This is a genomic window from Rhizobium tropici CIAT 899, from assembly GCF_000330885.1.
GTDB lineage: Bacteria > Pseudomonadota > Alphaproteobacteria > Rhizobiales > Rhizobiaceae > Rhizobium > Rhizobium tropici.
Window position 1 is genome coordinate 372,666 of sequence record NC_020062.1, and the last position, 22,493, is coordinate 395,158.

The 22,493-nt window shown below is 60.5% G+C and carries 20 protein-coding genes; 7 read left to right on the forward strand and 13 right to left on the reverse strand.

Going from position 1 to position 22,493, the window contains the following annotated elements:
- Nucleotides 1–39 precede the first annotated feature (39 nt).
- A complete protein-coding gene (locus RTCIAT899_RS23850; RefSeq protein WP_015342369.1) occupies nucleotides 40–537 on the forward strand; it encodes a cupin domain-containing protein in 498 nt (165 codons plus the stop codon).
- A 19-nt stretch (nucleotides 538–556) separates the two neighbouring features.
- Here RTCIAT899_RS23850 and RTCIAT899_RS23855 read toward each other — a convergent pair whose 3' ends face one another.
- On the reverse strand, nucleotides 557–1,255 hold the full coding sequence (locus RTCIAT899_RS23855; protein WP_015342370.1) for a methyltransferase family protein: 699 nt from the start codon (nucleotides 1,253–1,255) through the stop codon (nucleotides 557–559).
- 159 nt (nucleotides 1,256–1,414) lie between these two features.
- On the opposite strand from RTCIAT899_RS23855, the gene RTCIAT899_RS23860 reads away from it, so the two are divergent.
- On the forward strand, nucleotides 1,415–2,362 hold the full coding sequence (locus tag RTCIAT899_RS23860; protein WP_015342371.1) for a bile acid:sodium symporter family protein: 948 nt from the start codon (nucleotides 1,415–1,417) through the stop codon (nucleotides 2,360–2,362).
- 79 nt (nucleotides 2,363–2,441) lie between these two features.
- Here RTCIAT899_RS23860 and RTCIAT899_RS31765 read toward each other — a convergent pair whose 3' ends face one another.
- Together RTCIAT899_RS31765 and RTCIAT899_RS23870 are read right to left on the reverse strand one after the other, a co-directional pair.
- Entirely contained in the window at nucleotides 2,442–3,059 is a 618-nt protein-coding gene (locus tag RTCIAT899_RS31765; protein WP_015342372.1) for a 4'-phosphopantetheinyl transferase family protein, read from the reverse strand.
- Between the two features lie 7 nt (nucleotides 3,060–3,066).
- The gene (locus tag RTCIAT899_RS23870) at nucleotides 3,067–7,110 is read right to left on the reverse strand and encodes a Pls/PosA family non-ribosomal peptide synthetase (RefSeq protein WP_015342373.1); all 4,044 of its coding nucleotides are present in this window, start codon (nucleotides 7,108–7,110) and stop codon (nucleotides 3,067–3,069) included.
- A 259-nt stretch (nucleotides 7,111–7,369) separates the two neighbouring features.
- Between RTCIAT899_RS23870 and RTCIAT899_RS23875 the strand changes: the two genes are divergently transcribed.
- From RTCIAT899_RS23875 to RTCIAT899_RS23885, 3 genes are read left to right on the forward strand one after another with little or no spacing between them, the layout of a single operon-like run.
- Entirely contained in the window at nucleotides 7,370–7,606 is a 237-nt protein-coding gene (locus tag RTCIAT899_RS23875) for a PepSY domain-containing protein (protein WP_015342374.1), read from the forward strand.
- Nucleotides 7,607–7,608: 2 nt separating this feature from the next.
- Nucleotides 7,609–8,280 (forward strand): response regulator transcription factor, encoded by a 672-nt coding sequence (locus tag RTCIAT899_RS23880; RefSeq protein WP_015342375.1) that lies wholly within the window; start codon nucleotides 7,609–7,611, stop codon nucleotides 8,278–8,280.
- Complete coding sequence (locus RTCIAT899_RS23885) at nucleotides 8,277–9,668, forward strand: ATP-binding protein (RefSeq protein ID WP_015342376.1); 1,392 nt, start codon at nucleotides 8,277–8,279, stop codon at nucleotides 9,666–9,668. Before RTCIAT899_RS23880 ends, RTCIAT899_RS23885 begins: the two co-directional genes overlap by 4 nt.
- Nucleotides 9,669–9,695: 27 nt before the next feature.
- Here the strand turns inward: RTCIAT899_RS23885 and RTCIAT899_RS23890 are convergent, their stop codons facing one another.
- Nucleotides 9,696–10,502, reverse strand: coding sequence for an MBL fold metallo-hydrolase (locus tag RTCIAT899_RS23890; protein WP_015342377.1), 807 nt, complete (start codon nucleotides 10,500–10,502; stop codon nucleotides 9,696–9,698).
- Nucleotides 10,503–10,880: 378 nt separating this feature from the next.
- On the opposite strand from RTCIAT899_RS23890, the gene RTCIAT899_RS23895 reads away from it, so the two are divergent.
- The gene (locus RTCIAT899_RS23895) at nucleotides 10,881–12,566 is read left to right on the forward strand and encodes a Na/Pi cotransporter family protein (protein WP_015342378.1); all 1,686 of its coding nucleotides are present in this window, start codon (nucleotides 10,881–10,883) and stop codon (nucleotides 12,564–12,566) included.
- Nucleotides 12,567–12,624: 58 nt separating this feature from the next.
- Here RTCIAT899_RS23895 and RTCIAT899_RS23900 read toward each other — a convergent pair whose 3' ends face one another.
- From RTCIAT899_RS23900 to RTCIAT899_RS23920, 5 genes are all read right to left on the reverse strand, one after another.
- A complete protein-coding gene (locus RTCIAT899_RS23900) occupies nucleotides 12,625–13,542 on the reverse strand; it encodes a homocysteine S-methyltransferase family protein (protein ID WP_015342379.1) in 918 nt (305 codons plus the stop codon).
- A 63-nt stretch (nucleotides 13,543–13,605) separates the two neighbouring features.
- Nucleotides 13,606–14,295, reverse strand: a complete 690-nt coding sequence (locus tag RTCIAT899_RS23905; RefSeq protein WP_015342380.1) for an ABC transporter permease — start codon at nucleotides 14,293–14,295, stop codon at nucleotides 13,606–13,608.
- A gap of 11 nt (nucleotides 14,296–14,306) precedes the next feature.
- Nucleotides 14,307–15,032 carry an ABC transporter permease gene (locus tag RTCIAT899_RS23910; protein WP_041678134.1) on the reverse strand — a complete coding sequence of 242 codons (726 nt, stop codon included), beginning with the start codon at nucleotides 15,030–15,032 and terminating at the stop codon, nucleotides 14,307–14,309.
- Nucleotides 15,033–15,044: 12 nt separating this feature from the next.
- Nucleotides 15,045–15,818, reverse strand: coding sequence for a transporter substrate-binding domain-containing protein (locus RTCIAT899_RS23915; protein ID WP_015342382.1), 774 nt, complete (start codon nucleotides 15,816–15,818; stop codon nucleotides 15,045–15,047).
- Nucleotides 15,819–15,862: 44 nt separating this feature from the next.
- Entirely contained in the window at nucleotides 15,863–16,642 is a 780-nt protein-coding gene (locus RTCIAT899_RS23920; RefSeq protein WP_015342383.1) for an ABC transporter ATP-binding protein, read from the reverse strand.
- A gap of 172 nt (nucleotides 16,643–16,814) precedes the next feature.
- Here RTCIAT899_RS23920 and RTCIAT899_RS23925 point away from each other — a divergent pair, with 172 nt between their 5' ends.
- A complete protein-coding gene (locus RTCIAT899_RS23925; RefSeq protein ID WP_015342384.1) occupies nucleotides 16,815–17,297 on the forward strand; it encodes an Lrp/AsnC family transcriptional regulator in 483 nt (160 codons plus the stop codon).
- A 58-nt stretch (nucleotides 17,298–17,355) separates the two neighbouring features.
- Here RTCIAT899_RS23925 and RTCIAT899_RS23930 read toward each other — a convergent pair whose 3' ends face one another.
- From RTCIAT899_RS23930 to RTCIAT899_RS23945, 4 genes are read right to left on the reverse strand one after another with little or no spacing between them, the layout of a single operon-like run.
- Nucleotides 17,356–19,497, reverse strand: a complete 2,142-nt coding sequence (locus RTCIAT899_RS23930; protein WP_015342385.1) for a beta-galactosidase — start codon at nucleotides 19,495–19,497, stop codon at nucleotides 17,356–17,358.
- Between the two features lie 17 nt (nucleotides 19,498–19,514).
- A complete protein-coding gene (locus RTCIAT899_RS23935) occupies nucleotides 19,515–20,666 on the reverse strand; it encodes an ABC transporter ATP-binding protein (protein ID WP_015342386.1) in 1,152 nt (383 codons plus the stop codon).
- Nucleotides 20,667–20,705: 39 nt separating this feature from the next.
- A complete protein-coding gene (locus RTCIAT899_RS23940) occupies nucleotides 20,706–21,557 on the reverse strand; it encodes a carbohydrate ABC transporter permease (RefSeq protein WP_015342387.1) in 852 nt (283 codons plus the stop codon).
- A complete protein-coding gene (locus tag RTCIAT899_RS23945) occupies nucleotides 21,557–22,432 on the reverse strand; it encodes a carbohydrate ABC transporter permease (protein ID WP_015342388.1) in 876 nt (291 codons plus the stop codon). The genes RTCIAT899_RS23940 and RTCIAT899_RS23945 overlap by 1 nt, the downstream gene beginning before the upstream one ends.
- Nucleotides 22,433–22,493: the final 61 nt, after the last annotated feature.

Sequence of the window (22,493 nt, forward strand, 5' to 3'; positions counted from 1 at the left end):
ATCCGGCGGTTATGATGGCAATCGACAGGGAGAGAACGGATGGAGCAGGCAATCCAATTCGAGCAGTCCGGCTGGGTTCCCAACAACAGGCGATTTCCGGTAATCGTCTATCGGCAGGTGCTTGACGGCCTCGACAGGGCAGAGGCTTTCGAACGGCTCTTTCGAACTAATGGGTGGGGCGGCCTCTGGCGAAACGGCGTCTATTCCTTTCACCATTTTCATTCGAAGGCCCATGAAATATTGGGCGTCGCCGCAGGTCAGGCCCGGCTGATGATCGGCGGACCCGCAGGCAAGGAAATCGCAGTCGAGGCCGGCGATGCCCTGTTGCTGCCGGCCGGAACCGGCCATTGTCGGCTGGAGGCGAGCAAGGATCTGCTTGTGATCGGCGGCTACCCGCCGGATCAGGAGGCTGACCTCTGCCGGGAAATGCCAACGGCCGAGCAGCAGGCGATCATCGACGAACTTGGCATACCGGCAAGGGATCCGCTGAAAGGAGAGGCCGGTGGCCTCCGCTCCCTTTGGCATGGCAAAGCCTAGCGCCAGCCGAAATCGAGCATCACCAGATACCCGGCAGCAACCGGAATCGAACGCGCTTGGAATAGTCGGCATAGCCTTCCAACTCGCTATGAAGCAGCGCATCTTCCCAGCTGGTGCGCAGGATCAGCACGGCGCTTGCCCAGCCGGCAGGGATCAAGGCCCACCAGGAACCGAGTGCCAGTGCCAGCCCCGCAAATACCAAGATCGCGCTGACATAGCCGGGATGACGCACGTAGGCGTAGGGACCGTCGCTGATGACGTGCTGGCCGCGTTCGCGCTGGAGGCGCACGCCGGGCTCAAAGAAGCGATTGACCGCCTGAGCCCACGTGGCGAGCGCGATGCCCGCCGCAAGCAGGAGATAACCGAGGATCATGATGGAGGATGGCATCATCGACCATTTCATCCTGCCGGCATCCAGGGCTCCGACCGGTATTTCGGCGATCATGCCAAGGAAGATCAGCGAGACCAGGATGAGATCCCAGCCTTTGGTTCCGGTCTGGAAGCGGCTGCGCGCTTGGAAGATGACCGGGTTTGCGCGCCGCATGATCAGAAACGCTATTCCATAGCTCACCACCAGGAACGCGATGAAGACCCATCCAGGCCGCCAGTCGAGACGACCGGCGGGCAGAAAGATAAGCACGAGCAGCGCCAGCGGCAGGCCGAGCGCGTAGGATAAGGCCTTCGTGCGGGACATCGGCTCGGGCTCGGTAACAGTCATGTATTGGCTCCTTGCAGGACAAACCTCCTGCGCTCGTCGATGGCTTCATACCGTATCGATGATGGAAGTGGACGGATCGGGCGGTTCGAAGCCTTGACATGCGATGCGTCGGGTTTAGACCGGCCGAATATCATTATGCTCCTTCCCCCCGGAGATTCCATGAAATTCCTGGCATCCTTTTCCGCCTTCGTCGGCAAGACTTTTTCCATATGGGTCATCCTGTTTGCCGTGCTCGGCTTCTTTCTGCCCGATGTCTTCAAGCAGTTTGCACCCTGGATCGTCGTCCTTCTCGGGATCATCATGTTCGGCATGGGGCTGACGATATCCGTTGACGACTTTCGCGAGCTGGCGCGTCGTCCCCATGAGGTCGCGATCGGCGTCATCGCACATTTCGGCATCATGCCGGCGCTGGCACTTTTGCTGACCAAGATCATTCCGATGCCGCCGGAAGTCGCCGCCGGCATCATTCTGGTCGGCTGCTGCCCGGGCGGCACCTCAAGCAATGTCATGACCTATCTTGCTCGTGGCGACGTGGCGCTGTCGGTCGCCTGCACGAGTGTGACGACGCTGGCTGCGCCCATCGTCACGCCGTTCCTCGTGTGGATGTTCGCAAGCCAGTATCTGCCCGTCAATGCCTGGTCGATGTTCATCAGCATCGTGCAGGTCATCATCGTGCCGCTTCTGCTCGGTTTTGTCGCGCAGAAAGCCGTGCCCGGCCTGGTTCGCGCGGCGATCCCTGTTCTGCCTCTCGTCAGCGTCATCGGCATCGTGCTGATCGTTGCGGCTGTCGTCGGTGCCTCGAAGGCGGCCATCGTGCAGTCCGGCCTGCTGATTTTCGCCGTCGTTATCCTGCATAACGGTCTTGGCTATCTCTTCGGCTACTATGCATCGAAAGTGCTCGGACTCAATTTCCACAAGCGCAAGGCGCTGGCTATCGAAGTGGGCATGCAGAATTCAGGCCTGGGTGCCGCGCTGGCGACGGCCTATTTCTCGCCGATCGCTGCGGTTCCCAGCGCCATCTTTTCCGTCTGGCACAATATTTCCGGCGCGACCCTGGCAAACTGGTTTGCCTCGCGCGAAGACGCAGACGCACCGCCGCGTCCCTGAAATATCTACGCTTATGGGGAAGGCGCGGTTTCCATCGGTGCCTCTCCGGCCGAGATGCTCGCAACCGAGGGATCGCCGCTCAGCGCATATCCCTGGCAAGGGCACAATAGATAGGCTGATCCGCAGCGCCGGCAAGCCGAGTCACTGCGAGCGCAATCGGCGGCAGCCGCGACCCGGTGCCAAGATGGATTGTTGCGCCATCGGTGCGGAGGAGGTTCAGCTGCGCCGCCAGATCAGGTTCGTCCAGCCCGTCGAAAATACCGCGGCCGCTGATCTTCAATGCAGCCTCCTTGGCGACCCAGAGTCGGTAACAGATCTCCAGCGCCGCTGCGCTATCGAGGGCGGCGACCGCGGCCGCTTCCTTTGGTGAGAAGTGGTCGGCGGCAAAGGCCACCGGATCGAAGCCGTTGATATCTTCGACCTCTATATCGACCCCGACAGCGCTATGAGGCGAATAGCCCGCCAGCAGCAGATCGGTGCGATGTGAAAGCGAAACACCCAGCTCGTGATAGGGATGCCTCAGCGCCGGCCGCTCGCTTGGCCGGCGATAGATGGAAAGATCGTCCCGCTGTGTGGCTTCTCTCAAGGCTGTTTGCGCGATCTGATCACGCTCTGCTCGTCCGTCCGGCATCGGGCGGACAAGGACGGCGATCGCATCAGCGACCGCCAGGACAACCTCAAATCGAGGGGCTGTCATACCGCGCTCACGCAGCGGCGGGGGGCAGGGCCTCTTTTTCCGAGACCGGAGCCTGCTCCTGTTCGGCTTGAACCGACTGGGCGGGAGCACCGACCCACGACGTTCCTTGCGGGATGGCCTCACCCTTCATGACCAGGGTCAGCAATCCGATCTCGGCGAAATCGCCGACATTGGCCTCGTACAAGACGGTGCTGCCCGAGCCGATGGAGACGCCTTTGCCGATCGTGATGCGGCCGACCTTCATGATGCGGTCTTCATAGAGATGGGTCTGCGGGCAGGATCCCATATTGAGTACGGCATGATCGCCAATATGGGTGCAATCGAACTCGCAAATATCGGTGCTGTTGATCCATGCCCCCTGGCCGATCTTGGCGCCGAAGGGACGGAGCAGCCAGGGCAGGAAAGGCGTGCCACGCAGATAGTCGAGCAGCATCTTGCTGGCGAGCCCGCCGTAGAAGACCGCGACGGCTTCGGTGCGCATCGCCCACCAGGACCACATCGGCCGGTTCATCGGCTTGTAGATGCCGATGAGCGTCCATTTGAAGGCGACGGCGACGAGATAGAGGATACCCGAGGTCGCCAGGCCTGCGGCCATCAGCGTCCAGAAAAGGCTGCCCCAGGCACCATTGTCGATTTCGTTGGCCAGCATGTCGGACATTGCAAGCGCCATGACGATCAGGATGGCTGTCGGCAGCGACGTATGCATGGCCTCGAACACGATGCGCACGAGACGCATGCGCAGTGGCGGTGCATAGGTGGCGGTCGCAGCCGCCTGCAGCCTCTCGCGCGTCGGGAACTGGAAGGCAGGGCTGCCGCACCAGGTTTCACCTGCCTTGACGTGCAGGGAGTCGGGCAGGCGCGTCTTGATGCCGACGAGTGAATCGCTCTCGATCACGGCACCCTGCGAGATGACGGAGGAGTTGCCGAAGAAGCAGCGATCGCCGGTCTTCAGGCGCTTGAGCACCATCCAGCCGTTCTGGATTTCCTCATCGCCGAAAATCGTCTCGTCACCGATGAAGTTGTCGCGGCCCATTTCGATCAGATCGTAGCGGCCGGCGAAGTTAGCCGAGATTTCCGTGCCCTTGCCGATCTTGGCTCCCATCAGGCGGTACCAGTTGCGCATGAAGACGGTGGCGTAGAGTGAATTCAGCGTTTCGAGCATGGCCTCGGTGGTGAGACCGACAACCCATTTGCGGAAATAGAGATTGCCGAAGATGGAGTAGCGGCCCGGCACGACGCGGGGCAGGAGCACCCATCTGAGCGCCACGACGACAGCCATGGACACGACGATCAGCAGGAAGGCGGCCGGCCAGGAGAGTGCTGCGATCATTCCCCAGGATAGGGCCTCGTCGGAGCCGGGAGCGTACATCTGCTGCACGGCGGAGAACAGATAGAAAGCCGGGAAGATCGGCAGCAGGCCGACGACGAGACTCAGATTGTAGGCAACGAAATAGGCGACGAACTGAAAGACCCGTCCGACGGTCCCAAGCTCCGGATGCGCAGGCATGTCTTCATGCTCGGCATGCCCGGTCTGGCGGGCGGGGGAGCCGTCCCAGCGGGTGTGGGCTTCGACATGCGTACCGGCGGCGATCGCCGTCAGATCGCCGATGATGGCGCCGTCACCGATCTTCACGTTATGGCCGATGACCGAGCCATTGCCGACCTGCACGCCTTCGCCGATATCGATCGTGCCGACATGGATCTCATTGCCGATGACTTCGACATTGGCAAGCTTGATCTTGACGCCGAGGCTGGATCTTGCGCCGATGCGCACAAGATCGATCGCGCCTTCCTCGAATTCGTCGATCATCGCGTCCTTGCCGACCTTGGCGCCAAGGGCGCGCATATAGACGCGGATAAGCGGCGAACCTTTGAGGAATTTCGGAGCGGTCAGCTGGACGATGCGCTGCATCAGCCAGATGCGGAAATAATAGGTGCCCCAGAGCGGATAGACGCCTGGCCTTGTGCGGCCGATGACAAGCCATTTAAGGGCGATAACAACAAGCTTCTCGCCGAGATTGAGCGCGAGGTAGACGCCGCCGAGAATGAGGATTTCATTCCAGAGCGATGCACCGTCATCGATCAGCAGGATCGAGGCAAGCAGCAGGCCGATCCATTGCAGCGTTGCGATAGCGACGATGAAGGGCAATACCACGGCTTGAGCGAGACCGCAGAGAAAACGCCGGCGCAACGGCACCGGTTCGAAATTCTTGCGTTCCTGTCCCGAGGTGCTCTCGGCGCGCTGCTCCAGGATCGCGGCAATGCCGCGCAGCGTACGGCCGGCATAGACGTCGCGCAGGGCGATGCTGGCGAGCAGCGGGATCTTGCGCACTTCGGAAACAAAGCGGGCCGCCAGCATGGAATGGCCGCCGAGTTCAGTGAAGAAATCCGCTTCGAAGCCGATGGAGCGCAGTCGAAGCGCCTCGGTCGCGGCCTTCAGCAGCTGTGCCTCCGTCCATGTGCGCGGCGGCTCTTGTGCCTGGGTCGGCTGGTCGGCCACCAGCGGAATAGCGGCAAGCGTCTTGCGGTCTATCTTGCCGGACGGAAGACGCGGCAGAGAGACATGGCTATGCCAGGCGGCGGGCACCATGTAGGGCGGCAGTTTGGCCGCAAGCACAGCGCGGGCCTTGTCGCGATCGAAGCTGCTGCCCGTGGTAACGATGTGGGCGACCAGCATGTCCTCGCCATCCGGCGGGCGATGCACGACGACGGATGCGGCCTTCACCTCGGGAAGTTCGCCCACGACGGTTTCGATCTCGCCGAGTTCGATGCGATAGCCGCGAATCTTGACCTGGTCGTCGATGCGCCCGAGGAAATGGAGCTGCCCTTCTTCGTCCATCAGCACGGCGTCGCCGCTGCGGTAAAGCACCGGATCGTCATGGCCTGCGAAGGGGTTGGCGACGAATTTTGCGGCGGTCAGCTGCGGCAGGTTTCTATAGCCGGCAGCGACACCCGGTCCGCCGATCAGCAATTCGCCGGTGTCACCGCGGGCAACGAGCTGCAGGTTTTCGTCGACGACGTAGGCGGTCGTGTTGGCGATCGGGTGGCCGATCGTGATCGGCCGGGATGGATCGAGTTCGGCGTAGGTTGCAACCACCGTCGTCTCTGTGGGACCGTAGGTATTGATCAGGCGCCGGCCGGCTTTGGAAAAGCGGCTGACGATCGCCGGAGGGCAGGCTTCGCCGCCGACGATGATGACGCGCAGGCTTTCGACATCGCGCTCGAGCATAGTGAGCAGGGTCGGCACGGTGTCGATGACCGTGATCTTTTCCGCTTCTAGTACATCCGCGAGCCTGTCGAGTTCGGCCATGACGGCGGATGTCGCTACTTTCAGCGTCGCACCGACCAGATAGGGAACGAATATCTCTTCGAGCGAAAGGTCGAAGGCGACCGAAGCCTGCTGCAGAACGACATCCGATTCAACCATGCCGAGAACGTCGTTACCCGCTCGCAGATAATGGCAGATGTTCCCGTGCGTGATGACGATGCCCTTCGGCTTGCCGGTGGAGCCGGAAGTGTAGATGGCATAGGCGGGATCGTCGTGCGTGGCGACGCGCGGCGCGACGCCATCAGCGTCTTCTGCGAGCAGTGTTTTGAGGATCAGGGTCTGGCCGTCGAATTCGGGCGCGAGGGCCGCCTTTTCATCATGCGTCAGCAGCCATTTCGCACCGCAATCGGCCAGGCTAACCGCCACGCGATCGGCAGGAGCAGACGCATCGAAGGGAATGTAGGCAGCTCCGGCCTTGAGAATCGCCAGAAGTGCGACATGTAGCTCAAGGGAGCGCTGGAACCAAAGACCGACGAAATCGCCGGGGCCGATACCGCGACGGCTGAGCGCGCGCGCCGCCTCGTCGGAGAGCCGGTCCAGTTCGGCATAGGTCATCGCCTGGTCGGTCCCGATCAGGGTCAGTGCCGTCCTGTCGGGGCTGCGGGCAACCGTTGCCTTGAAGATGTCCACCAGGGTTTCATTGCGGACGAACTCAGGCCGAATGCCGCCTGAGGAGACCGAGAGGCTGGCATTTGGGGTAATCGACGAAATCTGGATAGTCATGGTAACTTCTGCGGAACGAAACTCGGCACAATCAGCGTGCCATCTGCCCATGCTTATACACCCTTCAATTTGCAGCTCTCTTACGGGCGTTGTCAGTGAATTGTAATGTTGGGAAAGCTATGCTTGGTTCGCTGCAGGGCGAGCCCTGTGTGCCATCTCGAAAGAAGGATTGATATCGTTGCGCATATTCGGGCGAAGAGCCGGCTGGCCCCGCTGGCTGTCCGTTCTCTTGGTAGCGGTTCTGCTAAGCTTGCCAGGCATGGAAGCATTGGCTCGTATACATAGCAATGTTCTGGTCGAAGATGCCGGCAGCTTGCGGCCGCTACGCGACATCTATGCGGTCGTTGCGCGCGAGATGCCGGGAAAGGTGCTGCGAATCAAGCGGGTTCGCCGGGCTGGGCGTCAGGCCTATGCCGTGCGCGTGTTGAAGCCGGATGGCAAACGTGGTGATATAGTACTCGACGGCGCAACACTTGCCGTGATCGAGAGACGCTGAGAATGCGCATTCTGATTGCTGAGGATGAGCCCAGTATCGTGGCGGATATGCGCCGCTGCCTGGAGGATCAGCATTATGTCGTCTCGACCGTGAGCAACGGCGAGGAAGCCTGGTATCGCGGCGATATCGAGCATTTTGATCTCGTCATCCTCGACCTTGGACTTCCTAAGCTTGATGGCCTGACGGTTCTGCGGCGCTGGCGCGCAGAACGCCGCGGCATGCCTGTCATTATATTGACGGCGCGAGACGGGTGGCGCGACAAGGTCGACGGCATGGATGCGGGTGCCGACGATTATCTGACCAAACCCTTCCGCATGGAAGAGCTTCTGGCGCGCGTGCGCGCCCTGATGCGCCGCGCCGCCGGACAATCCTCTCCGATCCTTTCCAATGGCGTGCTGGAGCTCGACACACGCCAGCGTACCGTTTCGTTTCGGGGGCAGCCGGTTCAGGTGACGGCGCTTGAATACAGGCTTCTTGCCTATCTGATGCACAATGCCGGCACCGTGCTTTCCCGAACGCAGATCGCCGACAGCATCTATGATGAAGAGACGGAGCTGCTGTCGAACGCACTCGAAGTTGTCGTCGCGCGTCTCAGGCGCAAGTTCGACGGCACCGTTATCGAGACCCGGCGCGGCCAGGGCTATATCATCCCGCGCGAGGCGCCGCCGTCATGACACCGTTCTCGCTGCGAGGGCGGTTGTTGCTGGGTTCCGTGGTGGCGATCATCGTTGCAACCTTTCTTGCGGGGGTCGGCATCAACGCCATTTCCGGACTGGCCGTCAGGGCGCTTGCCCTCTCGGAGATAGATGAGGAGTTGCGCGTTCTGCTGGCGGCGGTCGACATAAATTCCTCCAATCAACTCTTCCTTGACGACACGCCGACGGATCCCCGCTTCGGCATTCCGAATGGTGGCTTCTATTGGCAGGTCGGCCGCAACGGCACTGTCGAGCTGCGCTCCCAATCGCTCTGGGAGCAGAACCTGCCATGGCTACGTGCCCGCCCTCGCGATGCCGGGCGAGCGACGGATATGAAAGGGCCAAACGGCAGCCGTCTTCTTGCCGTCGAGCGATCGATTTCGATCCCCTCGGCCACGGGCGATCAGATCGTCGATATCGTCATGGCGCTCGACAACAGCGAGCTTGCGCCGGCGCGCTGGCGCTTCTTCTACGCCATGGCGCCATCTCTTGGCGTGCTTTCAGCCGCTCTCATCGTGGCTGTCATCGCTTTTCTGCGATACGGGCTACGACCCCTCAATGATCTGCGCGCAGCCCTGATGGCGGTGCAGGAGCGATCGGCACGCAAGATCACCGGTCAGTTTCCACGCGAAGTCCAGCCGCTCGTGGACGATCTCAACGGGCTGCTCGCATCGCGTGAAACGCAGTTGACACAGGCGCGTGCGCGCGCCGGCGATCTCGCGCATGGCCTGAAGACGCCACTCGCGGCATTGGAGGCGACGGCGCGCCTTCTGTCGGAAGAGGGCATGTCGGAGCGGGCCGCGGCCATCCAGACGGAGGTCAGCCGGATGGAGGCGCAGATCAAGCGAACGCTTGCGCAAACCCGTGCGAGCCTGGCTGCCGCCCATACTGTCGGCGTCATGGACGCCAGCGCCGATCTTAAGAAGATCATCTCCGTCATGCGGCGGCTGTCGAGCGAGCGCAAGATCGACTTCGAGCTTGTGGCGCCGCCCGAGATGTGGCTGGCGATCGACGAGGCGGATTTTGCCGACATTACCGGCAATCTGATCGACAATGCCAGAAAGTGGACGGCCGGCAAGGTGAAGGTCCGTCTGTCGCAGTTGCCCGAGCTCGAGGGCGTGGAACTGTGTATCGAGGACGACGGTCCGGGTCTGCCGGAGGATGCCGAGATGGCCTTCATTCGCCGCGGCAGGCGGCTGGACGAAAGCATCGCCGGAACCGGTTTCGGCCTGGCGATCGTCAAGGATCTGGTCGAGGCCTATGACGGCAAGCTGGCGCTCGCCCGCTCCAGCCTTGGCGGATTGTCTGTCACCGTCAATCTGCCGGTGCGACTGGTCAAGGACAAGCAGGCGGCGCTGGAAAATTAGGTCTGCGGCATTTCCGGCGTAAGATTCTCAGTTTGCGATCGCCTTAAGGTACCTTTCCGCCGACCGCTCCACCACCTGGTTGCCGTTGCTCTCGACCGTTCGGCCGGGAAATGCGCCGTAGATCGTCTCGAAACGATAGGGCCGAACCGCTTCCAATATCCTCGTTACCGCCTTGGAGCCGAGCGGAAGGAGGTTCGGGTAGCTGCGCATGAAGCTCACGAATTTACGGTCCATGGTCACCTGCATCGTGTCGCCGACGAAGAGGGCACCGCGCCCGTCCTCGAGCCAGGGGCAATGGAGCACGCAACTGCCGTCGAAATGGCCGCCGCATCGGATCTTGGTCGCCGAGCCGATCGAAAGCGTCGCGCCTCTCCATGGATGCAAGGCGGCATCCGGCCTTTGCACCCATTCGCTGTCGTCGGCGTGGATATGGATCGGTGCGCCGCCGCAAGCGGCACTCCACTCGATCATCGACGTATAGAAATGCGGATGGGAGATCGCGATCGCGCTCAGGCCGCCCATGGCGGCAATCCGCGTCTTTGTGGCCTCGTCGATGAGGCTGAGGCAATCCCAAAGAATGTTGCCATCCGGTCCTTCGATCAAAAATGCACGCTGGCCGATGCCGAAATAGGGAGAAATCTGCAGGCTATGAATACCTTCCGATTCCTTGTTCCAGATCACGCTATGCGTCTGGCCGAGGCTTGTCATATCGGTCCATTCCTGGCCCGATTGGGGTACGAATTGACGCTCATCCTCGCAGATCGGGCAGCCTCGCGGCGGCGCGTCGCTTTCGCTGAACTGCGTACCGCATGTGATGCAGACAGAATGTGCCATCTCGAATTCCTCGCCAAGCTATCGCCTCAGCCGGCGGACGGGATCTGGCGCAGGCTGAGATAGCTGTATGTTACATTGGTCAGATATACCCTGGATTAAAGGGAAAAGGCGAGGTTGTGTTGCCGTGGATAGAAATCGTCGTTTTTGGACCGATCTTTTCCGGTAAGGCGCTTATTCGTCATAGTGAGGCAATCGTATGTGTGTCAGTGTATCCCGCTGATTTTAAATGTAAAAATGTTATAATAACAGTTTTATGACAATCCGCCCTTGCAAAAGGCGCAAAGACAAAGAACATAGTCGGCTAATGAAAGTTACCATCTGCGATCTTGATTCCCGGCGTTTGTCCCGGGAGAGGCCGCAGGCATATGGAGGACCATTATGGCGCTTATCCTCGGCCTCGTTGCTCTGGCCGGCCACATCGCGCTTCTGCTCTGGGGCACGCGGATGGTCCAGACCGGCATTCAGCGCGCCTTCGGTCCTGATCTACGATCTTTTCTGGGCCGTGCGCTTAGTAATCGCACCAAGGCGTTTTTTGCCGGGATCGGCGTCACTGCCATCCTGCAGAGCAGCACGGCAACCGGCCTGATGGCTTCCGGCTTTGCGGCCGGCGGCCTGGTGGATCTCGTGCCGGCGCTTGCCGTCATGCTGGGAGCCAATGTCGGCACGACCCTGATCGTCCAGGTGTTGTCTTTCAATGTCGCGGCGGCTTCGCCGGCGCTGATCCTGATCGGGGTGCTGATGTTCCGCCGAACCGGGAACTCACGTGTGCACGATCTTGGCCGGGTCATGATCGGGCTCGGCTTCATGCTTCTGGCGCTGCATCAACTTCTCGACCTGATGACGCAGTATGAGGGGTCGGCGGCGCTCGCCTACGTCCTTGATGCGATTGCCGCAACGCCGGTGCTGAGCATGCTCCTTGCTGCAATTCTGACATGGGCCGCCCATTCCAGCGTTGCCGTCGTGCTGCTCATCATGTCTCTCGCGAGCAAGGGCCTTGTCGATGTCGACCAGGCTTTTGCGCTCGTTCTCGGCGCCAATCTCGGAACCGCGATCAATCCGCTCATCGAAGGGCAATCGGGGACCGATCTATCGGTGAAACGCCTGCCCATCGGCAATATGATGACACGCATTGTCGGCGTGATCGCGCTGATCGGCTTTCTCGAACCGGTCACGCGCCTGTCGGTGCTGGTGGATAGCGATAGCGCCCGCGCCGTCGCCAATTTTCATACCGCCTTCAATGTCGTTTTAGCCATGGTGTTCATGCCGCTACTGCGGCCCTATGCCGATCTCCTGGCCAAATTGCTGCCGCGGAAGATTGACGAGGCCGATCCGACGCGTCCCCGGTATCTCGACCCGGCTGCAAAGGAGACGCCTGTCGTTGCGCTTGGCGCGGCAGCACGGGAGGCATTGAGGTTGGTCGATGTTCTCTCCGAAATGCTCGCCGGCGCCAAGACTGCCCTATCGGATACGGATCGAAAGGCGCTGACGCGATTGCGGTCGCTGGACAATATCCTTGACAGTCTGAATGCGGCCGTAAAGACCTATCTCACCTCGATCGATCCCGATGAACTCGGCGAGGCCGACAGACGACGCCTGAACGAGATCCTGCTGTTCTCGATGAATATGGAACACGCCGGCGACGTTCTCGATCAGAACCTCTTGCCGCATCTGGCCAAACGTCTGCGCCGGGGTCTGAACTTCTCGAAGGAGGGCCAGCTTGAATTGGCGCGGCTGTTCGATCGATTGCAGACGAACCTGCGCACGACGGCGGCCTTGCTCATGACCCAGAACGAGAGCACCGCTCGCATGCTGGCGGAGGAGAAGGTTATCTTTCGCAAAGCGGAGCGTGAGGGTACGGAGGCCCACTTCCAACGCCTGCGGCAAGGCGGGATCGAGACCGTCGAGACCAGTTCTCTTCACCTCGATTTGCTGCGCGATCTCAAACAGATCAATTCCCATCTGGTCGCCGCTGCCGCCTATCCCGTTCTGGAGGAGCGCGGCGAACTCCTGCAAAGCCGGACTCCAAGCCCGGCTCCGCAGGCCGCAGCAACGGCGCATGACTAAAAGACCTGTCTCGGTCCTATGGCCAGCGCCCGCATTGCGGATCAATGTTCGGCTTTTGCTACACGCCCTGAGTAAGGAGGGCCTTCTTCAGCCGATGAATATGCCCGGCGCCAATCCCGCAGCAACCGCCGACCATCGTTGCGCCGGCATCGACCCATGAACAGGCGAAGCGCGAATAGGCGTCGTCATTCAGATCTTGCCGGGTCGCGTGAAGGCCTTCATTGGCGGCCAACTCGCCTTGTTCGCCTTCGAAGGCATTGGCATAGACGCCGATCTGCAGATTGTGGCCGCTATGCTTGAAAACCTCCGCTGCGACATCGACGGCCTCTCGCATGACCTCCGGTTTGCTGCAGTTGAAAAGAAGCGCGTCGGTACCGGATGATGCGGCCCAGCGAGCCGCATCCTCGAGGGCTTCGCCGGAGCGGAGTTTGGGCGAGGCGCCGTTCCTTTGTGTGGCATCATCCGCCAGTGTGAAGGAGATCCAGAACGGCTTGCCGGTTTCGGCGACCGCGGCCCGAACCGCCTCTCCCTCCGCGATCAGGCTGAGGGTCTCTCCCAGCCAGACATCGACATAAGGATCGAGGTTTTCGACCAGAACCTTTAGATAGTCCTGAACGCATGACGGATCGAAATTCTGCGGCTCGTAGGAGCCGAAGATGGGCGGCAACGAGCCGGCGACCAGGATTTTTCGATCCTTGCAGGCATTGGCGGCGTCGCGAGCCAGCTGTCCGGAAAGTGCGATGAGATCGGCCCCTTCCTTCCAGAACCGCTCTTCGCCAATGTGGAAGGGTACGAGCGCGTAGCTGTTGGTGGTCACAACGTCCGAGCCGGCGGCGATGAATTCGTCATGCACCTGCCGGACAATCTCCGGCGAATCGACGAGCGCGAGCGCCGACCATTCCGGCTGCTTCAGTTCCGCGCCGAGACGCAGCAGTTCGCGGCTCATGCCGCCGTCGAGGATCAAGGGTTTGCTCATGAATGGGATCTCCAGAATGGCTCGGATCTGCGGAGAGGTTTGATCTCTCCTTCGTGCCGTGGGTTAGCGCCGCACCGGCACCTGAGCTTCCAGGAAACGGAAGCTTCGCGCGATGATGGCTGTGATGATGAGATAGAAGACGGTGACGACAACAAGCGGTTCGTAGACCAGAAGTGTGTCCTGGCGAACTTTGGTGGCAACGGCGTAGAGGTCCATTACAGTGACGGTGAAGGCGAGCGGAGTGGCCTTCAGCTGCATGACGATTTCGCCGCCGATCGTCGGTAATGCGATGCGGATGGCGCGCGGCAGCCAGATGCGTCGGGTCAGCGTGAACGGCCGCATGCCGAATGCGCGCCCGGCTTCCAGCTCGCCTTTCGGAACGGCAAGCAACGCGCCGCGCAAAACCTCCGCTTCGTAAGCTGCGTAGTTCAGCGTGAAACTGACGGCCGCGAAGAAGAAGCCTTCGCGCAGGATGGGCCAGAACAGGCTTTGACGGATACCCGGGATGACAGGCAGAAGAGAGCCGACGCCGTAATAGAGCAGCCAGAGCTGTATCAGCAGCGGCGTGCCCCGGAAGAAGGTGCAATAGCCGCGGGCAAGGGTTCGCAGGATAGGGCCGCCGCTGACCTGGGCGAAGGCGAGGCCGATGGCGATGATGAAGCCGAAGACGACCGAGATCGCAAGCAGCGACAGCGTCTGCCAGGCGCCCGTCAACAGAAGCGGCCAGTAGGCGGATATCCATGAGAAGGTCATGTCAACACTCCTCAGGCGAGCTTCGGCTGGCCGCGGCGCACACGCCGTTCCAACAGGTTGAAGAGGGCATTCGAGACGAGAGTGAGAGCGAGATAGATAAAAGCGGATGCCAGGAAAAAGATGAAGTAGTGCTTGGTGCTCGCACCGGCGAGACGCGTGGCGAGAGCCAGTTCCTGGTAGCCAACCACCGCGACGAGGGCGCTATCCTTGGTGACAGACATCCACAGATTGGCAAGACCAGGCAAGGCGTTCGGCAGCAAGGCGGGCAGGATGATACGGCGGAAGCGCAGCTGCGGCCCCATGCCGAATGCCTTCGCCGCCTCGATCTGGCCGACGGGGATCGCCAGGATCGCGCCGCGCAGCACTTCCGTCATATAGGCGCCCTGCACGAAACCGAGCACGGCGACCGCGACCGCGAAGCCGTTCAACTCGAAGGCCGGCAGACTGAGCGCGGCGAGCAGCCGATTGAGGCCGTCCATGCCCGCGTAATAGAGGCCGACGATCAGGATCAGCTCGGGAACGGCGCGGACGGTGGTCGTGTAGAGTTCGAGCAGTAGCCGGAGCGGCCTGATGCCCGAGAGCTTGCCCAATGCTCCGCCCGTGCCGAGCAAGAGGCCTATCAGAAAAGCGCCGGCGGAGATGGCGACCGTGGAGGCAGCCCCGGTCAAGAGCACTCCACCCCATCCGGGAGGATAGGGGGAGAGCAGGTCCAGAATGCCTTGTGAGGAGGTCGCCATCGTCGCGATCGTTTACTTGGCGCCGTAGATATCGAAGCTGAAATACTTCTTGGTGATTTCGTCGTATTTGCCGCTGGCGCGCACCGCGGCGATCGCCGCATTGAGCTTTGCCTTCAGCTCGGTGTCTTCCTTGCGAAGGCCGCCGGAGACGCCGGCTCCGAGGACTTCCTTGTCGTCGGCGACATCACCCATCTTGGCGCAGCAATCCTTGCCGCTATCGCTCTTGAGGAAGGCATCAAGCGCAAGCGAATCGCCGAAGACGTAGTCGATGCGGCCTGCAGCGAGATCCTGAAACGCCTCGTCGAGTGTCTGGTAGGTCTTCTCATCCGCGACCTTGGCAAAGTACTTCTTGTAGTATTCCGACTGGATGGTCGATACCTGAATACCGATGGTCTTGCCCTTGACGTCGTCTGCCGTCGCCCCCGTCTTCTGATCCTTCGGGCCGATCAGCGTGCTGGGCGTATTATAGTATTTGTCGGTGAAGTCGATGATCTTCGAGCGTTCGGCGGTATTCGACATCGACGACCAGATCACGTCGAACTTCTTGCTCTGAAGCGCCGGGATGAGGCCGTCCCAGGAAAGCTCGACGATCGAGCATTTTTCTTTCATCTGCTCGCAAACGGCGTCCATCATGTCGATTTCCCAGCCCTGCCATTTGCCGGAGGCATCCTTGGCGAAGAATGGCGGATAGGATTCGTTCATGATGCCGAAGCGAACTTCCGCCTGTGCGCTCATGGATGAGAGGGTGAAGGCAAGCCCGGCGAGTAAAGCGGAAACGAGTCTCATATAAGGGTTTCTCCTAGCGGTGTTGTCTGTGAATGGGATGTGGATCAGGACGTCAGCATGCCGGTGAATTCCCGACAGCGAGCGCTGATCGGGGCATCGAAGATCTGCCTGGGCGGCCCTTCCTCCTCGATCCGTCCCTGATGCAGGAAGAGAACGTGGTTCGAGACATCGCGGGCAAAGCGCATTTCGTGGGTGACCAGCAGCATGGTCCGGCCCTCCTCGGCGAGGTCCCGAATGACTTTGAGGACTTCGCCGACCAGTTCGGGATCGAGCGCCGATGTCGGCTCGTCGAAGAGCATCACGGCCGGATCGATGCAAAGTGCACGCGCGATCGCTGCCCTTTGCTGCTGACCCCCGGAGAGAAAGGCGGGATAGGCATCGCGCTTGTCGTAAAGCCCGACTTTGCCGAGAAGACCCTCGGCCTTGTCGATCGCCTCGCGGCGAGGAATGCCGAGGACATGCACCGGTGCCTCGATGATGTTTTCAAGAACCGTCATGTGGGCCCAGAGATTGAAGCTCTGGAACACCATGCCCAATCCGCTGCGCATGCGCTCGATCTGGCGCCAGCTTTTCGGCTGCATCTGTCCATGGCGCCCGCGCTTCAGGGCAACTTCCTCGCCGTTGACGACGATGCGGCCGCGATCGGGCATCTCAAGCAGGTTTATGCACCGCAGGAACGTGCTTTTCCCGGAGCCGGACGAGCCGATGATGGAAATCACGTCCCCTTGTTTGGCGGTGGTTGAAACGCCCTTGAGGACCTGATGTGACCCAAAACTCTTGTGGAGATCTTCCACATAAAGAGCCTGGGAGGACAGCTCTGTCATATATAATTCCGATGAAAAACAATTTGCGGAGAATATCGCGAAGAGGAGCGAAATTTGCGCGCAATTTCTGATCAATTTGCATAAAAAAAGCAAAAATGTATTTCTTGTGCATCTTTTATGATGGAATAGAGATGTCGTCGCCTGATTTCATCGCGCCTAAAGGAGTGGGGAAATGGAAAGTCCGGATCGCTTTGATCGCGATATTCTCGATATCGTCCAGCGCAATTGCCAGCTCACGGCCGAAGCGATCGCCGAGGAGGTCGGGCTTTCGACGTCAGCGGTGCAACGGCGCCTGAAACGGCTGCGCGAAGATGGTATCATCAAAGCGGAAATTGCTGTTGTCGATCGCAAGGCGACCGGTACGCCGATGGTGTTCATCGTCGGCATGGAGATCGAGCGGGACAATTACGATGCTCTTGCGAAATTCCGTCTTTGGGCGGAAAAGCAGGACCATATCCAGCAAGTCTATTATGTCACGGGCGCTGTCGATCTCATCGCCATCGTCACTGCGCGGGATGTCGAGCATTATGACGATATCGCCGCCGTGATCATGGCGGAGAATCCGCAGATCCGGCGCATGCATACGAATGTGGTGCTGCGCGACGTCAAGCTTGGATTGTTCGTGCCGCTGGCAAACGGTGACGAGGCAGGCTGATCGAGGCGGAGCCGCAGCGCCGAGGCTTAACCCTCGGCGCCGGGCTTTGAGGTTCGTGTCAGGCGGATTGCTCGATCACAAGCACGCCGTAGCCTTGAAGCTCGCTCCGTCCCGATATCGTCCTGCCGGTCAGCAGGTCAGTCCCTGCAGGCAGATCGACGATTTTCGTTTCATGCTTGGTATTGAGCACGAACAGCAGCTTCCTGCCGTTGCCCTCGCGCAGGGACACTTCGACGCCGGCCGGCAGGTTCTCTACCAGCGGTGCGGCAACGCCGTTGCTGACGAGAGTCTCCCCGATGACCTCTGCAAGCGGCGCGGTGAGGTAGGTGCCGAGATAATAGACCTGCCCGTTGCCATGCCGGCGGCGCGTCAGCATCGGCATGCCTTCCAGGAAGCGGTCAGACCAGCGGCCGACGATCTCGGTATCCGCGGTCGCTTCCAGCTTCTCGTAAAGGTGCCCCGCCTCGAGCTGGCGATTGCCGATCGTATAAGCGTATTTACGTGAGGCCGAGGATGCCGGCGGACGCGGGGACGGCTGATGGCTACCGATGCCACCCTCGCGGAAACCGCTGAACAATCCGTCCGCGCCCGGTGCGGAGACAGGGCCGAATTCGTAGACGCTTACGCCGGAAAGCCTGGACAGTGCAGTACCCGGCGCCTGGGTGCGGATGATGTGGTTGTTGTCGTCACGGGTTCCCGTCATCGCCGACAGGATGAGCGTGCCGCCGTCAGCGACGAACCTCTCCACCGCCGTCGACCACTCTTCCTTCCACATGACCCAATGGGGAACATAGAGCGCCTTGATCCGCGATAGATCGTCTTCCGGATGAATGAAACCACAGGCAATGCCGGCCTCATAGCATACGCGGTGCAGATGGGCCGCATCCTGCATCGGGCTTGGCAGGCCGATCGCATAGGTCTTGTAAGCCTCCTGATTGTCGAAATCCGCGCCGGCGATCGCAATATCCATGCGAACCGTGGTGCCGAGCAGCTTGTCCTCGATCTTGCGGATATCGGATGCGAACTGCTTGGCTTCTTCGTAGCGACGGCGCGGCACGTCATCATGGTCGATAATGCCGTTCCAGTAGATCTCCGCGCCGAAATGCGCCGGCCGCCAGCGGAAGAACATCAGGCCGTCAGCGCCGCGCGACACGGAGGTCATCGCCATGCGGCGCATCTCGCCGGGCTCCGGCACGGAGGAGGAGAAGCCCGGCTGGCTGCCGAGGCCCGAGGCCTGTTCCGGAACGATGAAATTGCCGGAATAGGCGCGGCATTGGTCGAGATGGAAGGCCTGCGTGATCGCATGCCCGCCGCCACGGCGCATCTCGTCATAGAGGAACGGGTAGATGTCGAAGCCGATGAAATCGAGATCCTGGCCGAACTGGCCGCGGAAATCGATGTCCACAAGGCCGCCGAGATTATGGAAGATGAACCATGCGGGATTGGTAGCCCTCAGGATTTTGACCTGATCGTGCTGGAAGAGGGCCGTCGCGAAGGCGAGGAAGCGGTGATAGTCCTGCGTATGTCCGGGGCTGGAGAAGGACGGATTCATCGGCTGCGGGAAGACGATCTGGTCGAAGGTCTGATAGGCCGTCGCCCAGAAGTCGCCGCCCCAGGCGAAGTTCACAGCTTCGATCGTGCCATACTTCGCGCGGCAGAACTTCTGGAACTCGATGAGCGCGGATGGCGAATAGCTTTCGGAAGTCGTCGTGTTGAGCTCGTTATCCGTCTGCCAGCCGATGACGTGAGGATTGTCGCGATAATGCTCGGCCATCGCGCAGGTAATCCGTTGGCTGTGCCGCCGCAGCACCGGGCTAGTCGTATCGCAATGCTGGCGCGATCCATGGCTTGCCTCTCTGCCGTTTGCATCGACACGCAGGACTTCCGGATATTTTGCCGTTAGCCAGCGCGGCGGCGTTGCCGTCGGGGTGCAGAGAATGGTCTTGATGCCGTGCTTGGCCAGGCCGGCGATCGCCTTGTCGAAGAGCGAGAAATCGAAATGGTCTTCATGCGGCTCCATGATATGCCAGGCGAATTCCGCCATGCGAACGGTATTGAAACCGGCAGCCGCCATACGTTCGGCATCACGGTCCCAATAGCTCTCGTCGACATGTTCGGGATAATGCGGCACACCGACCATGAAGCCGTCGAGATTGAGCGTCCGCCAGACAGAGAGCGGCTTTCTTTCCAAAACTTTCATGAGGTCACAAGCTTTCTTTACAGAGAGGCAATGATGGGCTTCGGCCGGCTGAGGGTTCTGCCATCGGGGCCGAAGAGGTAGAGGGAGGATGTCGAGGCGGACAACTTGATCTGCTCGCCGGCCGAAAAGCCGGTCGCATTGCCGAGCTGAACCGTGAAATTGCGCGTGCCGCTTTCCGAGCCGATCGTGGCAAGCGGGCCTGCGTCGACGTAGAGAATGGTTTCGCGGCCGAGCTGTTCGACCAGCCGGACCTTGCCGTCCAAGGAGATAGCGACATCCTCGGTGGAGCGGCCGATCTTCAGCGATTCCGGCCGGATGCCCAGGGTGAGATGGGACTCAGCCTTAAGATCGCCGACCTCGCCCACTGGAACGCGGACCGTCGTGCCGCCGCCTTCGAGCGCGACTTCAGCGATGCCGTCGCGAAGCGAAACGAGCTTTGCGTTGACGAAGTTGATCCGCGGCGCGCCGAGGAAGCCGGCGACGAATTGGTTTGCCGGATTGTGATAGAGACTAAGCGGCGCGCCTTCCTGTTCGATGATACCCTTGTTGAACACGATGATACGGCTCGCCATGGTCATCGCCTCGACCTGATCGTGCGTCACATAGATCATCGTCGAGCCGAGCTGCTGATGCAGCGTCGAAAGCTCGACGCGCATTTGCGTGCGCAATGCCGCATCAAGATTGGAGAGCGGCTCGTCGAAGAGGAAGACTTCCGGCGCGCGGGTGATGGCACGGCCGATGGCGACGCGCTGGCGCTGGCCGCCCGAAAGCTGCTTCGGGCGCTTGTCGAGCTGGTCCGATATTCTGAGGATATCGGCGGCCCGCTTGACAGCAGCGTCGATTTCGATCTGCGGCCGCTTCGCCATCTTCAGGCCGAAGCCCATGTTCTCGGCAACCGTCATATGTGGATAAAGCGCATAGGACTGGAAGACCATAGCAATGCCGCGGTCGCCCGGCTCCTTGCGCGTCACGTTGCGGCCGTTGATCCAGATCTCGCCCGAGCTGATACTTTCAAGCCCGGCAATCGTCTTCAGCGTGGTGGATTTGCCGCAGCCCGACGGGCCGACCATGACGATGAACTCGCCCTTGTCGACGGAAAGATTGATCGAACGCAGGGCATGGTAGCCGCCATAATGTTTGTCGATATCGATCAGCTTTACATGGCTCATGAGTGATACTCCAAATCTGTTCGCGCGGTGCGGGACATGTCAGCCCTTGACGGCGCCCATGGTCAGGCCCGCGATGAAGTGCTTTTGCATCAGGAAGAACATCAGGACCGGTGGGACGGCGACGAACAGGGTTGCTGCCGCCACGATGTTCCAGGCGGATGTCCATTCGCCCCTGAGGTTGTTGAGGCCCGCCGTCACCGGTTTGACGACATCGCTTTGCGTCAGCACGATCGCCCAGAAATAGTCGTTCCAGACGAAGGTGAAGATCAGGATCGCAAGCGCGGCAAGCGCAGGCCGCATCAGCGGTATGACGACATGGCGCATCGTCTGCCAGGGGGAGGCGCCTTCTGCGCGCGCTGCCTGGAACAATTCGTCCGGCAGGGCCGCGATGAAATTGCGCATGAACAGGGTCGCAAAACCGGTCTGGAAGGCGACATGGAAGATGATCAGCGCGAAATAGGTGTCGTATAGGCCGACCGAAACCATGAGATCGCGCACCGGGATCATCATGATCTGCGCAGGCAGGAAGTTGCCGCCGACGAAGAGCGAGAAGAGCAGGGCGTTGCCGCGAAAATTATAGCGCGCGAGCACATAGCCGGTCAGCGTCGAGAATACGAGGACGAGCAGCACCGAAGGCAAGGTGATGACGAGGCTATTGATGAAATAGCCCCACATGTTGGTCTGCTGGAAGACCGCCTGGAAATTCTCGACGAGATTGAAATGCTCGGGCCATGTCCAGTATTTGCCGGCCATGATCTCATCGGCCGTTTTGGCCGCCGTCAGCATGACGGCAACGAGCGGCAGCAGCCAAAGTATAAGGATCAGGCCGACGAAGCCGGCATAAAGGCCGCGAAGCGCGGGCTTTTCTTCAGGGATTGGGCGAGGATACATCAGCGTGTCTCCCGTTCCATGCGCACCATGACGCGCAGATACCAGGTGATGAAAACGATCATGATTGCAAAGAGGACAGTGGCGATGGCAGCGCCATAGCCGAAGCGATAGGAAAAGATCGACTGCTCGTACATCTGATAGGCCAGCACTTCCGATGAGCCGAAGGGGCCGCCCGATGTCATCACCGCGATCATGTCGAAGGATCGCAATGCGCCGACGACCGTTACGGCAAGGGCAATGAAACCTACCTGGCGCAATTGCGGCAGCACGACGTGCCAGAGCATGTTCCAGCCGCGTGCGCCGTCGACGCGTCCGGCCCCGATGATATCGGAGCTCAAATTGTTGAGGCCCGCAAGAAAGAGCACCATGCAAAAGGCGATCTGCGGCCAGAGCGCGGCGGCGACCACGGCGAAGGTGACGAAATGTTCGTCGGCAAGTAGCGCTGGCGCCGTTGCGCCGAAAAGACCGAAGATGAGGGCAAGAAGCCCGTAATTCGGATCATAGACCCAGCCGAACACAACGCCGACCGTGACTGTTGCGAGCACGAGCGGGATGAAGAAGAGCGACTTCAATATCCGCATGCCGGCGATCTGCTGGTTGACGAGCAGCGCCAGCGCCAGTCCGAGCGGCGGTGCCGCCATGAACATGACGAGCCAGATGATGTTATTCTTCAGCGAGACGTAGAATTGCGGATCGGCAAAGAGTTCGGAATAGTTTGCCAGTCCCACCCAGCTCTTCTGCCCGACGCCATCCCAATCTAAGAATGAAATCCAGATCGATTCCACCGAGGAAGCGATGATGATCGTTCCGAACAGGATGCATCCTGGCACGATGAAGAGGACAGGCGTCAGCCAGTTCCTGTGTTTTTTCCACATGGCTCAGACTTCTTGGTTCGATAATTCAAGGCACTTCGGAAGGTGCGGGCTTTTCAAGGCG